Annotated in this window: 10 protein-coding genes; 3 read left to right on the top strand and 7 right to left on the bottom strand. The window is 70.2% G+C overall.

The window, feature by feature from the left end:
* Window positions 1-24 precede the first annotated feature (24 nt).
* From SAVERM_RS15455 to SAVERM_RS15440, 4 genes are all read right to left on the bottom strand, one after another.
* Complete coding sequence (locus SAVERM_RS15455) at window positions 25-3,855, bottom strand: multifunctional oxoglutarate decarboxylase/oxoglutarate dehydrogenase thiamine pyrophosphate-binding subunit/dihydrolipoyllysine-residue succinyltransferase subunit (RefSeq protein WP_010984404.1); 3,831 nt, start codon at window positions 3,853-3,855, stop codon at window positions 25-27.
* A gap of 281 nt (window positions 3,856-4,136) precedes the next feature.
* Window positions 4,137-5,243 carry a HAMP domain-containing sensor histidine kinase gene (locus SAVERM_RS15450; protein ID WP_010984403.1) on the bottom strand — a complete coding sequence of 369 codons (1,107 nt, stop codon included), beginning with the start codon at window positions 5,241-5,243 and terminating at the stop codon, window positions 4,137-4,139.
* Window positions 5,240-5,977, bottom strand: coding sequence for a response regulator transcription factor (locus SAVERM_RS15445; protein ID WP_010984402.1), 738 nt, complete (start codon window positions 5,975-5,977; stop codon window positions 5,240-5,242). Before SAVERM_RS15445 ends, SAVERM_RS15450 begins: the two co-directional genes overlap by 4 nt.
* Before the next feature lie 113 nt (window positions 5,978-6,090).
* Window positions 6,091-6,768, bottom strand: coding sequence for a spermine/spermidine synthase domain-containing protein (locus tag SAVERM_RS15440; protein WP_010984401.1), 678 nt, complete (start codon window positions 6,766-6,768; stop codon window positions 6,091-6,093).
* A 209-nt stretch (window positions 6,769-6,977) separates the two neighbouring features.
* On the opposite strand from SAVERM_RS15440, the gene SAVERM_RS15435 reads away from it, so the two are divergent.
* Window positions 6,978-7,805, top strand: coding sequence for a rhomboid-like protein (locus SAVERM_RS15435; protein WP_237529338.1), 828 nt, complete (start codon window positions 6,978-6,980; stop codon window positions 7,803-7,805).
* Between the two features lie 91 nt (window positions 7,806-7,896).
* Here the strand turns inward: SAVERM_RS15435 and SAVERM_RS15430 are convergent, their stop codons facing one another.
* Window positions 7,897-8,580, bottom strand: coding sequence for a GNAT family N-acetyltransferase (locus tag SAVERM_RS15430; protein ID WP_037649055.1), 684 nt, complete (start codon window positions 8,578-8,580; stop codon window positions 7,897-7,899).
* A 258-nt stretch (window positions 8,581-8,838) separates the two neighbouring features.
* Here SAVERM_RS15430 and lon point away from each other — a divergent pair, with 258 nt between their 5' ends.
* A complete protein-coding gene (gene lon, locus SAVERM_RS15420) occupies window positions 8,839-11,253 on the top strand; it encodes an endopeptidase La (protein ID WP_042493107.1) in 2,415 nt (804 codons plus the stop codon).
* A gap of 91 nt (window positions 11,254-11,344) precedes the next feature.
* Here the strand turns inward: lon and SAVERM_RS15415 are convergent, their stop codons facing one another.
* The gene (locus SAVERM_RS15415) at window positions 11,345-12,163 is read right to left on the bottom strand and encodes a lysozyme (RefSeq protein ID WP_010984397.1); all 819 of its coding nucleotides are present in this window, start codon (window positions 12,161-12,163) and stop codon (window positions 11,345-11,347) included.
* Between the two features lie 268 nt (window positions 12,164-12,431).
* Between SAVERM_RS15415 and SAVERM_RS15410 the strand changes: the two genes are divergently transcribed.
* A complete protein-coding gene (locus SAVERM_RS15410; RefSeq protein ID WP_010984396.1) occupies window positions 12,432-12,947 on the top strand; it encodes a MarR family winged helix-turn-helix transcriptional regulator in 516 nt (171 codons plus the stop codon).
* A gap of 315 nt (window positions 12,948-13,262) precedes the next feature.
* Here SAVERM_RS15410 and SAVERM_RS15405 read toward each other — a convergent pair whose 3' ends face one another.
* On the bottom strand, window positions 13,263-14,051 hold the full coding sequence (locus SAVERM_RS15405) for a protein phosphatase 2C domain-containing protein (RefSeq protein WP_010984395.1): 789 nt from the start codon (window positions 14,049-14,051) through the stop codon (window positions 13,263-13,265).
* Between the last annotated feature and the right edge of the window lie 2 nt (window positions 14,052-14,053).

Raw genomic sequence — 14,053 nt, 5'->3', positions numbered from 1 at the left:
TCGGTGTCGGTGTGTGTCCGAGACCTACGCCTCGAACACCTCTCGCACCAACTGCTCCTGCTCAGCCTGGTGCCGCTTGGCGGAACCCACGGCCGGCGAAGAGCTGTGCGGGCGGGAGATGCGCCGCAGTCGCTCCCCGTGCGGAACGTCCGCGCCGACCGCCAGGTCCAGGTGGTCGATCAGGTTGAGGGCGATGAAGGGCCATGCGCCCTGGTTCGCCGGCTCCTCCTGGGCCCACAGGTACTTCTCGGCGTTCGGGTACTTGGCGATCTCCGCCTGGAGCTCGGCACCCGGCAGCGGGTACAGGCGCTCGAGGCGGATGATCGCGGTCTCGGCAGCCGCTGCGTCCGTGGCGCCGCGCTTCTTCCGCTCGGCCTCGAGGTCGTAGTACAGCTTGCCGGCGCAGAAGACGACCTTGCGGACCGCGGCGGCGTCGACGGTGTCGTCGCCGATGACGGGGCGGAAGGCGCCCGTGGTGAACTCCTCCGTCTTCGAGGCGGCGGCCTTGAGGCGCAGCATCGACTTCGGGGTGAAGACCACCAGCGGCTTGTGGTGCGGGTTGTGCACCTGCCACCGCAGGAGGTGGAAGTAGTTCGACGGGAGCGTCGGCTGGGCGACCGTCATGTTGTTCTGCGCGCACAGCTGGAGGAAGCGCTCGATACGGGCCGAGGAGTGGTCCGGACCCTGGCCCTCGTAGCCGTGCGGGAGGAGCAGGGTGACGCCGGACGTCTGGCCCCACTTCTGCTCGGCGGCCGAGATGTACTCGTCGACGACCGTCTGCGCGCCGTTGACGAAGTCACCGAACTGCGCCTCCCACATCACGAGGGCGTCGGGGCGGGCCAGCGAGTAGCCGTACTCGAAGCCCATGACCGCGTACTCGGAGAGCAGGGAGTCGTAGACGTTCAGGCGCGCCTGGTCGTCCGCGAGGTACTGGAGCGGGGTGAAGTCCTCGCCCGTGACCCGGTCGATCAGGACGGCGTGGCGCTGGCCGAACGTGCCCCGGCGGGAGTCCTGGCCCGAAAGACGGACCGGGGTGCCCTCGAGGAGCAGCGAGCCGATGGCCAGGGTCTCGCCCATGCCCCAGTCGATCGTGTCGTCCTCGATCATCGCCGCACGGCGCTGAAGCTGCGGCAGCAGCCGCGGGTGCACGGTGACGTGGTCGGGGATGTTGACCTGGGACTCGGCGATCCGCTTCACGACCTCCTGGGAGACCGCGGTCGGCACGGCCACCGGGAACTCGGGCTGCGGCTCGGGAGCCGGCGCCTCGCCCGGGGTGGAGATGGCCTCGCGGACCTCGGTGAAGACCTTCTCCAGCTGGCCCTGGAAGTCCTGGAGCGCCTGCTCCGCCTCTTCCAGCGTGATGTCGCCCCGGCCGATCAGGGACTCGGTGTAGAGCTTGCGCACCGAGCGCTTCTTGTCGATCAGGTCGTACATCAGGGGCTGCGTGAACGCCGGGTTGTCGGACTCGTTGTGGCCCCGACGGCGGTAGCAGATCAGGTCGATGACGACGTCCTTGTTGAACGCCTGGCGGAACTCGAAGGCCAGGCGGGCGACGCGGACGACGGCCTCGGGGTCGTCGCCGTTCACGTGGAAGATCGGCGCCTCGATCATGCGGGCCACATCGGTCGCGTACATCGACGAACGCGACGACTCCGGGGCGGCCGTGAAGCCGACCTGGTTGTTGATGACGATGTGGACCGTGCCGCCCGTGCGGTAACCGCGCAGCTGCGACATGTTCAGGGTCTCGGCCACCACGCCCTGGCCCGCGAAGGCCGCGTCACCGTGCAGGGCGACCGGCAGGACCGTGAAGTCCGTGCCGCCCTTGTTGATGATGTCCTGCTTGGCGCGGGCGATGCCCTCGATGATCGGGTCGACCGTCTCCAGGTGGGACGGGTTGGCGGCCAGCGAGACCTTGATCTGCTCGCCGTCCAGGCCGGTGAAGGTGCCGCTGGCGCCCAGGTGGTACTTCACGTCGCCGGAGCCGTGCATCGACTTCGGGTCGAGGTTGCCCTCGAACTCGCGGAAGATCTGCGCGTACGACTTGCCGACGATGTTGGCGAGCACGTTCAGGCGGCCGCGGTGGGCCATGCCGATGACGACCTCGTCCAGGCGGGACTCGGCGGCGGAGTCGATGACCGCGTCCAGCAGCGGGATGACGGACTCGCCGCCCTCCAGGGAGAAGCGCTTCTGGCCGACGTACTTCGTCTGGAGGAAGGTCTCGAAGGCCTCCGCCGCGTTCAGGCGGCGCAGGATGCGCAGCTGCTCCTCGCGCTCCGGCTTGGAGTGCGAGCGCTCGATGCGGTCCTGGATCCACTTGCGCTGCTTGGGGTCCTGGATGTGCATGAACTCGATGCCGGTGGTGCGGCAGTACGAGTCGCGCAGCACGCCGAGGATGTCGCGCAGCTTCATCAGGGACTTGCCCGCGAAGCCGCCGACCGCGAACTCGCGCTCCAGGTCCCAGAGCGTGAGGCCGTGCTCGGTGATGTCCAGGTCGGGGTGCTTGCGCTGGCGGTACTCCAGCGGGTCGGTGTCGGCCATGACGTGGCCGCGGACCCGGTAGGAGTGGATCAGCTCGAAGACGCGGGCGGCCTTCGTGACGTCGTCGTCGTGCGAGGCGTCGATGTCCTTGAGCCAGCGGACCGGCTCGTAGGGGATCCGCAGAGCCTCGAAGATCTCGTCGTAGAAGCCGCCCTCGCCGAGGAGGAAGTTCGCGACGATCCGCAGGAACTCGCCGGACGCGGCGCCCTGGATCACCCGGTGGTCGTAGGTCGACGTGAGCGTCATGACCTTCGAGATGCCGAGCTTGTTCAGGGTGTCCTGGGAGGTGCCCTGGAACTCCGCCGGGTAGTCCATGGAGCCGACGCCCATGATGACCGACTGGCCGGGCATCAGACGCGGGACCGAGTGGACGGTGCCGAGGCCGCCGGGGTTGGTCAGGGAGACCGTGACACCGGTGAAGTCGTCCATCGTCAGCTTGCCGTCACGGGCGCGGCGGACGATGTCCTCGTAGGCCTGCCAGAACTCGAAGAAGTTCAGCGTCTCGGCCTTCTTGATGCCGGCGACGACGAGCTGGCGGTCGCCGTTGGGCTTCACCAGGTCGATGGCGAGGCCGAAGTTGACGTGCGCGGGCTTGACGAGGGTGGGCTTCCCGTCCTTCTCCGCGTAGTGCCAGTTCATCGACGGCATGGCCTTGATGGCCTGCACCATCGCGTACCCGATGAGGTGGGTGAAGGAGATCTTCCCGCCCCGGGCACGCTTCAGGTGGTTGTTGATGACGATGCGGTTGTCGAAGAGCAGCTTCACCGGGACCGCGCGCACGGACGTGGCCGTGGGCACCTCGATCGAGGCGTTCATGTTCTTCGCGACCGCGGCGGCGGGACCGCGCAGCGGGACGAACGTGGGGCCCTCGGCGGCCTCGGTCGCCGCGGCGGCCTTCGGCTGGGCGGGCGCGGCGGCGGCCGGCTTCGCGGCGGCCGGGGCCGGAGCCGCGGCAGCGGGCTTCGGGACCGCCGGAGCGGCCGCGGGAGCCGGAGCGGCCGGAGCCGGTGCCGGGGCGGCCGGAGCCGGTGCCGCGGGAGCGGCGGGGGCCGCAGCGGTCGGCGCGGCCGGAGCCGGCGTGGTGGTCTCTGCGGCCCCCGCGGCCGCAGTACCCGCCGGAGCCGAGGCGGCAGCTGCGCCCGGCTTGTAATCGGCGAAGAAGTCCCACCAGGCTCGGTCTACCGAATTCGGGTCCTGGAGGTACTGCTGATAGATCTCGTCGACGAGCCACTCGTTGGGTCCGAAGGCCGCAGCGGGGTTCTTCCCGGCTTGGTCGTCGGTCGAGATGCTCGAGTTACTGGGGGACTGTGGCGACACGGCGGCAACCGCCCTCTTCCGCTTCACAAGGTGATGGACAGCGGAAATAAAGGCTACGCCCCCATGGCCGGGAAGGTCAGGTCGGGTCCGTCCAACGTCGCGCAAGTCACATCGGAAACCGTGTTTCGGCTGTGGAAATGGCGGGAAACAAGCGGGGTTCCGGGCCGGAGGGGGTACGTCGGGACAGGGTCGCGGTACGACTCACGCGGCCCTCTGCCTGATCACACGTGTCCGCCACGGCGGACGCTCGTGGATCTTGTGGTTCCGGTTCGAACTTTACGTCAACTTGGCAGAGAGGGAAGTCCCGGAAGGGTGACCTGGATCCGGCAGCCCCGCTGGGATTCGGCCACACCGATCCGGCCGCCGTGCAGATCGACCGCCCAGCGCGCGATGGCGAGCCCCAGGCCCGTACCGCCGTCGCTGCCCGGGCCGTGCGGCGCGCTGACGGCGCCGCGGTTGAACCGCTCGAAGACCCGGTGCCACTCCGACTCGGGGATGCCCGGGCCCTCGTCCAGGACCTCCAGGTCCAGCGACTCGGGTGCGGGGCCCCGCCGGGCCTTGACCGTCACGCGCCCGTGCGGCGGGCTGTGCTTGACCGCGTTGTCGATCAGGTTGGCGACGACCTGGTGGATCCGCTCCGGGTCCGCGTGCGCGGTCAGCTCGGGCGGGGACACATCGAGGTGCAGATGGACGTCCGTGCGGGTGTGGCTGCCGGAGCCCGTCGCCAGGCTCGCGCGTGCCGAGGCGACCATGTTGGCCTCCTTCAGGACGCCGGACAGGTAGGGCCACACCTCGAAGCGGCGCTTGCGGAGGGGGACGACGCCGTTGTCCAGCCGGGAGAGGTCCAGCAGGGTCTCCACCAGCCGTCCCAGTCGCTCCGTCTGCTTCAGGGCCGTGCGCATCGTCTCGGGGTCGGCGGCGGAGATGCCGTCCACGATGTTCTCCAGGACCGCGCGCAGGCCCGCGATGGGGGTGCGCAGCTCGTGGGAGACATTTGCCACGAGTTCCTTGCGCTGGCGGTCCTGGGCCTCCAGCTCGTCGGCCATGAGGTTGATCGTGTGGGCCAGGTCACCCAGCTCGTCCCAGCGGTTCTCGCGCACCCGCCGCGTGTAGTCACCGCGCGAGATGGACCGGGCCACCGTGTTCATGTCGTCCAGCGGCGCGGTGAGCGAATGCGCCACGAACTGCGTTATCAACAGTGTGGCGATCATCGAGAAGACCGTGATGAAGCGGAGCTCCGTCTTGGTGTGCACCGCGATCATCGACAGGCCTGTGGTGATCAGCACCGAGATGACGACCAGCGCGCCCAGCTTGGTCTTGATCGAGAACGGGCGTACTCCGCCCCAGGGATCCCCGGGGCCCCTCCGTGCGGCCGGCCCGTCGCTCATGGCGTCGGGGTCTCCAGCGCGTAGCCCACGCCGTGCACGGTACGGATGCGCTCGGCCCCGATCTTTCGGCGCAGCGCCTTGATGTGGCTGTCCACCGTCCGGGTGCCGGACGCGTCGGCCCAGTCCCACACCTCGGCGAGCAGCTGCTCGCGCGAGAGCACCGCGCGCGGGGTGTTCGCCAGACAGACGAGGAGGTCGAACTCGGTGGGCGTCAGGTGCACGTCCTCCGAGCGCACCCGCACCCGGCGCTGCGCGTGGTCGATCTCCAGCTCACCGAGGCGCAGGATGCCGGTGCGGGGCGTCGTGGCGGCCACCACGGCCCGCTCGACCCGGCGCAGCAGCACATGCACGCGCGCGGCCAGCTCCCGCATCGAGAACGGCTTGGTCATGTAGTCGTCGGCGCCGACCCCGAGCCCGACGAGCATGTCGGTCTCGTCGTCGCGCGCGGTGAGCATCAGCACCGGCACCGGGCGCTGGGCCTGCACGCGGCGGCAGACCTCCAGGCCGTCGAAGCCGGGCAGCATGATGTCGAGGATCAGCAGGTCGGGCTGCCAGGCCTCCGCGGTGTCGACGGCGGAGGGACCGTCGCCTGCCGTTTGCACGAGGAATCCCTCGGCGCGCAGACGGGCCGCGATGGCGTCGACGATCGTCGGGTCGTCCTCGACCACCAGAACCCGGCGTTGAGCGCCGGGCGTCGCCGCCGCGCCGTTGTGGGAGGTGTGTGTCTGCTCCATCGCCCGCCCCTGAGGTGTGCTTTCCGGAATCCGTGGGGTGATCCCATGACTGCGCTTGACGCTTGAATGATCTGCGTCAGGTGAGCAGAGTACGGGCAGTCACCTTCGCTCGGCTATCCAGGTCTGACAGCGAGATGTACGACGTCCGGAACGCCCCGGGCAACGGGGACCTCTTCGGTACGCACCCCTAGGAACCCGGCATTCCGTAGGGTTCCTTCAAAATCCGGAGAGGGTTGTGCCGACCACACCGCTAGCACCCCACCGGGCTTCAACACCCGTGCGCAGGCTGCCAGTCCGGCCTTCGAATACAGGCTGTCGTTGCCCTCGGTGACCGTCCAGCCGGGTCCGTTGTCGATGTCCAGGCACAGGGCGTCGTACGTGGCGGATGTCTCATTGACGTAGGCGACGAGATCAGCTTCCACGATCTCGGTGCGCGGGTCGGCGAGCGCCGGCGCGGAGAGCGTGGACAACGGTCCGTCGCGGTGCCAGTCGATGACGGCCCGCTCGCGTTCCACGACGGTGATCCGGCCCCAGCGGGCGTCCGCGGCGGCGTGGGCGAGCGAGAAACCGACGCCGAGGCCGCCGATCAGGACGCTCGGCTCGGGCCGCTCGTCCAGTGCGTCGCGGGCCGCGTCCACCAGCAGCCGCTCCGAGCGTCCGTCCGAGGTGTCCATCAGGAAGCACCCGTTGGCGATGATCTGAAGCAGCGTTCCGTGGCGGCGCAGCACGACCTCGCCGTGAGGGCCCTCGCGACGGTCGATGACTACGGGAGAGTCGTACGAGGTGGTCATGGGCCCATCCTGGCAACTTTCACCAGGACGGTCCCGGGAATTTCAACTCCCGTGCGTCGACCCGGAACTCCCTGCTGTGAATCGCGTTGCGGGTGGTGTCGGTCATAGACAGCGATGCCATGCGACACGAAGTGTGGGGCGCGACGGAAGGAGCGCCGCACGTGGACCGCACTGTGGACCGCGCTGTCGCGACGGCTGACGCCGCGCTCATGGCCCCGGAGTCGGGCGCGCCCCCGCTGGACGGCCTGCCGCGGCAGCGCACGACGCCCCTCGCGGTGCCGCCGTCCGCCGGAGCGGTCCCGTCCCCGGCCTCCGCGCCGTCGTCGTCCGCCGGACCGGCCCCGGTGCCGCCGTCCGTCGCGCGGTCGGTGCCGCGCCGGCTTCCACGCCTGTGGCTGCTGCTGCCGAGCCCGCTCGGTACGCCCTTCACTCTCGCGTACGCGCTCGTCCTCGTCGCCACGTCCCTGGTCGCGGAGTACGCCGATCCGTCGTTCGTGCATGTCCTGCACCAGGCATCCAGTACGGATGTCGCGCATCTGATGCGGGATCCGCTGCTGGTGCTGGTGGCGAGCGCGCTGTGGGTCGCGGGCGGGGTGACGTCGCCGTACGCGCTCGGCTTCCTGCTCGTCCTCACGGCTCTGGAGCGGCGGACAGGGGGCCGGCGCACGGCGGGCGTGTTCCTGCTCGGCCATGTGCTCGCGACCCTGGCCACCGAGGTCCCGGTCGGCTTCGCGGTCCTCGCCGGCCATCTGCCCGGCAGCTCCCTGCACCGCCTCGACTACGGCATCAGCTTCGGCGTCGCGGCGTGCGTCGGCGCGCTGGCGGGCCTGCTGACACCTTGGCCGCGCTGCACGATCCTCGTCGTCTTCGGCGGGTCACTGGTCGCCGACCTGGTCGAGTTCGCGGATCCGATGACGGACTGGGGGCACCTGATGGCGCTGTCGATCGGGGTCGGGATGTGGCCGGTGGTGCGGCGGTGGCAGCGTGCGCGTACGTCCAGCCGTCCCGCCGCTGCGGCGAACGCGTCCGACTGCTAGCCCCGTCCTTGTCTCTGTCCTTCCGCCCCGACTCTCGTGAACCTCGCGCCGGTCGCCGGTGGCCGGTCGCCGGTCTGCGGCGGCGTGATCGTCATGCCCCGGTGAACTTCGCACTCGTCAGCGGTGCCGCCACCGTCCACCCCAGCGTCTCGTACAGCGCCCGTCCCTCCGGTGTTCCCGCGAGGACGCCGGTCTCCGCGCCCTGATCGACGGCGGCCCGCGCCAGCGCGCGCAGCACAAGGGTGCCCAGTCCTCGGCGGCGGTGGGCGGGGGAGGTCTCGATCTGGTCGACGACCGCCGTCGCGCCGGTCGGGGCGGTCTGGCCGCGCGCGGCCCAGGAGCCGTCCGGCGCGGCGACGATCACGCGGGTGACGCCTCCGCGAGACCAGGCGCGCAGCCGGTAGCCCTCGGGCACGGCCCGGTCCGCCGCGGCCGCCCCGGCGCAGGCTTCGGCACCCCTCAGGGAGACCGGCTTCAGAGAAACCGACATGAGGTGTGCGGGCTCGGGGTCCACCCACCATCCCTCGCCCAGCCACGGCCCGACGACCGCCGGGTCCGCGAAAACCTTGAGCCACACCCCGGCCCCGGTCACCGCCCCCGCCACCTTCCGGACCGCCGCCCGCTCGACCCCGTCGTTCGTCGCCGCGAGGACGTGCCGCGTGATGTGCTCCGGCTGCCCCACGTCGACGGTGTACCCCCAGGGCTCGACGACGGGCGGCGCCGCCCCGCGCGAGACGACCCAGCCGTCCACCCAGGTCCGTACAAGCTCGTTCACCGTCACCCCTGGTAATGGCCACTTAAGCTGTTTAGGTATTACGGAGTGACTATAGCGAGGTCGTGCGCGCCGGTCCTCGGAATTCCGTGGCGAAGCACCTGGTTCGCCTGGCAGAACTTCCGCGCCTCCGCACCCCTGCGGTCGGCGCGCATCCGGTGATTTCCGATGATCGCTGAGAGCGAACACTCCCCGGGGAACAATCCAAGGCTCACCTGCATTGAGTCGGTATAGCTCAACTTGACTGCCGAAGGGGAGATCATGGCTTCGACGTCCACACCGCTCACCTTGCCTGTGCTGCCGCTCGACGATGAGGTCGTGCTGCCCGGAATGGTGGTCCCGCTGGACCTGAACGACGCCGACGTGCGCGCCGCCGTGGAGGCCGCCCAGGCCGCCGCGCGGTCCGAGCCCGGCAAGCCGAAGGTGCTGCTGGTGCCCCGCGTCGACGGGGCGTACCCGGGCACCGGTGTGCTCGGCACCGTCGAGCAGGTCGGCCGGCTGGCCGACGGCGACCCGGGCGCGCTCATCCGCGGGCGTGGACGGGTGAAGATCGGCGCGGGGACGACCGGCCCCGGCGCCGCCCTGTGGGTCGAGGGCACACAGGTCGACGAGACCGTGCCCGACCCTCTGCCCGGACACGTCACCGAACTGGTGAAGGAGTACAAGGCCCTCGCCACCAGCTGGCTGCGCAAGCGCGGCGCCTGGCAGGTCGTGGACCGGGTGCAGGCCATTGACGACGTTTCCGCCCTTGCCGACAATTCCGGATACTCGCCCTTCCTCTCCACCGACCAGAAGGTGGAGCTCCTGGAGACCGCCGACCCGGTCGCCCGTCTGAAGCTGGCCACCGAGCAGCTGCGCGAGCACCTCGCCGAGCAGGATGTCGCCGAGTCCATCGCCAAGGACGTACAGGAAGGCGTCGACAAGCAGCAGCGCGAGTTCCTGCTGCGCCGGCAGCTCGAAGCCGTGCGCAAGGAACTGCGCGAGCTGAACGGCGAGCAGGACGGCGAGGAGTCCGACGACTACCGCGCCCGGGTCGAGGCCGCCGATCTCCCCGAGAAGGTCCGCGAGGCCGCGCTCAAGGAGGTCGAGAAGCTGGAGCGGGCGAGCGACCAGTCGCCCGAGGGTTCGTGGATCCGGACCTGGCTCGACACCGTGCTCGAACTGCCGTGGAACGAGCGGACCGAGGACGCGTACGACATCCAGGGCGCCAAGGCGATCCTGGACGCCGAACACGCCGGTCTCGAAGACGTGAAGGAGCGCATCACCGAGTACCTGGCGGTGCGCAAGCGGCGCCAGGACCGGGGACTCGGCGTGGTCGGCGGGCGGCGCGGCGGTGCCGTGCTCGCGCTCGTCGGACCGCCCGGCGTCGGCAAGACCTCGCTCGGCGAGTCCGTCGCCCACGCGATGGGGCGCAAGTTCGTGCGCGTCGCCCTCGGCGGCGTTCGCGACGAGGCCGAGATCCGTGGACACCGGCGTACGTACGTCGGCGCGCTGCCGGGTTGGGTCGTGCGCGCCATCAAGGAGGCCGGGTCGATGAACCCGGTGGTCCTGCTGGACGAGATCGACAAGGTCGGCTCCGACTTCCGCGGCGACCCGGCCGCGGCGCTCCTCGAAGTCCTCGACCCCGCCCAGAACCACACCTTCCGCGACCACTACCTGGAAGTCGAACTCGACCTGTCCGACGTCGTCTTCCTGGCCACGGCCAATGTGCTCGAAGCCATCCCGGAGGCCCTGCTCGACCGTATGGAGCTGGTCCGCCTCGACGGCTACACCGAGGACGAGAAGGTCGTCATCGCCCGGGACCACCTGCTGCCGCGCCAGCTGGAGCGGGCGGGACTGGAGAAGGACGAGGTCACGCTCGACGAGAGCGCGCTGCGCAAGCTCGCCGGTGAGTACACCCGAGAAGCAGGTGTACGCAACCTGGAGCGTGCCGTCGCCCGCCTGCTGCGCAAGGTCGCGGCCCAGCACGAACTGGGCGAGCGGAAGCTGCCGTTCACGGTCGCGGACGCGGATCTGCGCGGGCTGATCGGGCGGCCGCACCACGTGCCCGAGTCCGCCCAGGACCCCGCCGAGCGCCGTACGGCCGTTCCCGGTGTCGCCACCGGGCTCGCGGTCACCGGCGCGGGCGGCGACGTCCTCTATGTGGAGGCGTCGCTGGCCGACCCGGAGACGGGCGCGGCCGGTCTGACCCTGACCGGTCAGCTGGGTGACGTGATGAAGGAGTCCGCGCAGATCGCGCTCTCCTTCCTGCGCAGCCGCGGCGCGGAGCTCGAACTGCCCGTCGGCGACCTCAAGGACCGGGGTGTGCACATCCACTTCCCGGCGGGCGCGGTCCCGAAGGACGGGCCGAGCGCGGGCGTCACGATGACGACGGCGCTGGCGTCGCTGCTGAGCGGACGGCCCGTGCGGACGGACGTGGCGATGACCGGTGAGGTCTCGCTGACCGGGCGGGTGCTGCCCATCGGCGGCGTCAAGCAGAAGCTGCTGGCCGCCCACCGGGCCGGCATCACGACCGTGGTCATCCCCAAGCGCAACGAGCCCGACCTGGACGACGTCCCGGCCGAGGTGCTGGAGAAGCTGGACGTCCACGCGGTGACGGACGTCCGCCAGGTCCTGGAGCTGGCGCTGTCCCCGGCGACGAACGGCGCGGCACCGGAGGTTCCGGTCGCGGCGTGACGGACGTGACCGGTCGGTGAAGGCCCGGGTCCCGCGAGGGGCCCGGGCCTTCCCGGTCTTGATCCGCGTCAGCAGTCCTTCAGGAGCCGCGTCAGCCGTTCGCCAGCGCTTGCACCCGGTCCAGTGCTCCGTTGAACTTGTCGTGGTCGCCGACCGTCGGTCCGGACGACGTGTACTGCCACATCGTGTAGTACGACCAGCCCGCCGGAAGCGTGCCCGGGTCGGAGGCGTAGCGGGCGATCCACAGCGGGTCGGCGGTGCCGAAGCCGCCGTAGTCGCCGGTGCACTGGGTCCACCAGCTGGTGGCCGTGTAGATCACGGCGTCCCGTCCGGTACGCGCCTTGTACCGGGTGAGGAAGCTGCTGATCCAGCTGACCATGGCGCTCTGCGACTTGCCGTAGCAGGCGGCGCCGTACGGATTCCACTCGATGTCCAGCGCACCCGGCAGCGTCCTGCCGTCGCGGGACCAGCCGCCGCCGTTGTCGACGAAGTAGTCGGCCTGGGTGGCGCCGGTCGTGGTGTCGGGGGTGGCGAAGTGGTACGCGCCGCGGATCATGCCCACGGCGTACGAGCCGTTGTACTGCTGGGCGAAGTACGGGTTCGTGTAGTACGTGCCCTCCGACGCCTTGGCGTAGGCCCACTTGACCCCGCTGCTCCACAGGGTCGACCAGGCGACGTTGCCCTGGTGGCTGGAGACGTCCACCCCTTCCGTCTGGGTGGCGTCACCGGTGCTGGGGGTGCCGTTCCGGCCGTCGTGGGCCAGGACTCCCATGCCCATGTAGGCGGAGCCGCGGGCGGGGGTGGTGGCCGCCGGAGCCGGGTGGGTGAACAGGAGGGAGAACGCGGCGAGCAGGATGCCTGCCGCGAGCAGGCGTGGGCGGTGGGCCGTTCCGGATCTGTGCACGGACATTGCGTGCCTCCGAAGCGCTCGGTGGAACTCGGTGGGGGGAAAGCGCGGGGGCATGCGGCCTTCGTGGGGGGTCAGGTCCTTGTCGACCTGTGATGGCGTGGGCATGCCAGTCGTTGCCTGATAAAGAAGCTACGCACGTAGAAGACCGGCTGGGAAGAGGGGCCGGAGGCTGCCGTTGGTCTACGCCTGCGAAATACTGGGGGAGCTGCGTCAATGGACACTTTTGGCGGAAACTTTCAGCATCGGGAAACCGGGTCAGGGGCTTGACGTGCACGAGGACGGGAACGGCGCCGGGCGTCCGGTCGGAACCGGCTTGCCGGGGAGTGGTGTGGACCAGGGGACGGGCCGGAAAGGGGACCGCGAATTCCTGTCCCTGGAACGTGAGTTGACCGTTTTTCTGCGCCGCGCCCGCGCCAACCAGGGCGAGATGGCCCGCGAAGTCCACCCGGACCTGGAATCCGCCGCGTACGGACTCCTCGTGCGTCTGGACGAGTGCGGCCGCCAGCGGGCCACGGCACTCGCCGCCTACATCGGCGTCGGCAAGGCCACGATGTCCCGCCAGTTGCGCGCCCTGGAGGACCTCGGCCTGGTCGCCCGCGAACCGGACCCGGCCGACGGCCGCGCCTGGCTCGTCCACCTCACCGAGGAGGGCCGGCGGCGCGTCGGCCGGGTCCGGGAGGCCCGGCGGGCGCGCTACGTCAGCCAGCTCGCCCACTGGGACCAGCGCGAGGTCGCGGAACTGGCCCGGCTGCTGCACCAGTTGAATCTCGGTATGGAGAAGTAGCCGCCGCCCGGACCCTGCCGAGCGCGTCGGCCTCTCCTTCTACTTCATCTGTTTCTTCTACTTCGACCACTTCGACCACTTCGTCTACTTCGTCTACTTCGTCTACTTCGTCTACTTCGTCTACTTCGTCTACTTCGTCTACTTCGTCACGATGTTGCCGTCGCCGTCGACGAACACCGTGCTCCAGTACTCGTCCCACTTGTCGCCGACGTGCGCCGGCGTCCGGTCCTTCGGGTAGCGCACATAGCCCTTGGGCGGGAGCGGCGCGGCCCATGAGTACGCGTACTCAGCGGGGGCGGCGCGGGCACTCAGGTCTCACCACTCCACGAACACCACCGTCGCGTCGTCGTGCGTCTTGCTGCGGCGCAGGTGCACCCGCCGCTCGCTGTCCGCGCGCTCCAGCGCCCGCACCCGGTCCACCAGGGCCTGTCCGCCCTCCTTGCGCACGACCGTGAACAGAGCCTTCCAGTCGCCCTCGGCGAACTTCTCCGTCCAGCGGGTCGCACCGTCCGTCAGGGCGGCCAGCGCGCGGACCGCGCCGCGGTCCAGCGTGCCGGTCACCGCGCGCGCCGCGACCGACGGGTCCGCCGCCGCCGTGAAGAAGCCGCCCTCCTTGTTGCGGACCGTCGCGTCGGCGACGGCGTCCGTGACGAGGGACGTGCGGGGCAGGCGGGACAGGCGGTCGTCCAGGACGGCGGTGACCGTGCCGTCCGGCGCCTCGGTCAGCAGTACCGAGTCCGACAGGACCAGATACTCCATGACGGTCTCGGACCAGCGGGCCAGGACGACGGTCGCCTGCGGTGTGCGCGGGTGAGAAAGGTCACAGGTGTCCGCGTGGGCCCGCGCGGTGGCGCGAATGGCGTGCGCGAGGACTTCCGGCAACGCCAGATCTTGGCGGGAAACGGACAGTTCGGTCAGTGCTCCGCCGAGGCGTGCGCAGAACCACGGAACGGAATGCAGACAGCCGTATTCCCCCCGCGGCGGCGTCACGCCGTCCAGGACGATCAGCGTGCCGCCCTGTCCTGAGGCCGGAAGCGCGAGTGCGGCGAAGTCCTCGTTGGGGCGGGCCGGATCACCGGATTCCGAGACGAGTTCAGTACGCATCC

It is taken from the genome of Streptomyces avermitilis MA-4680 = NBRC 14893, assembly GCF_000009765.2.
In the GTDB taxonomy this organism is placed as follows: Bacteria; Actinomycetota; Actinomycetes; order Streptomycetales; family Streptomycetaceae; genus Streptomyces; species Streptomyces avermitilis.
Note: the sequence above shows the minus strand (reverse complement) of the source record. Positions and strands in the feature narration are given on the sequence as shown.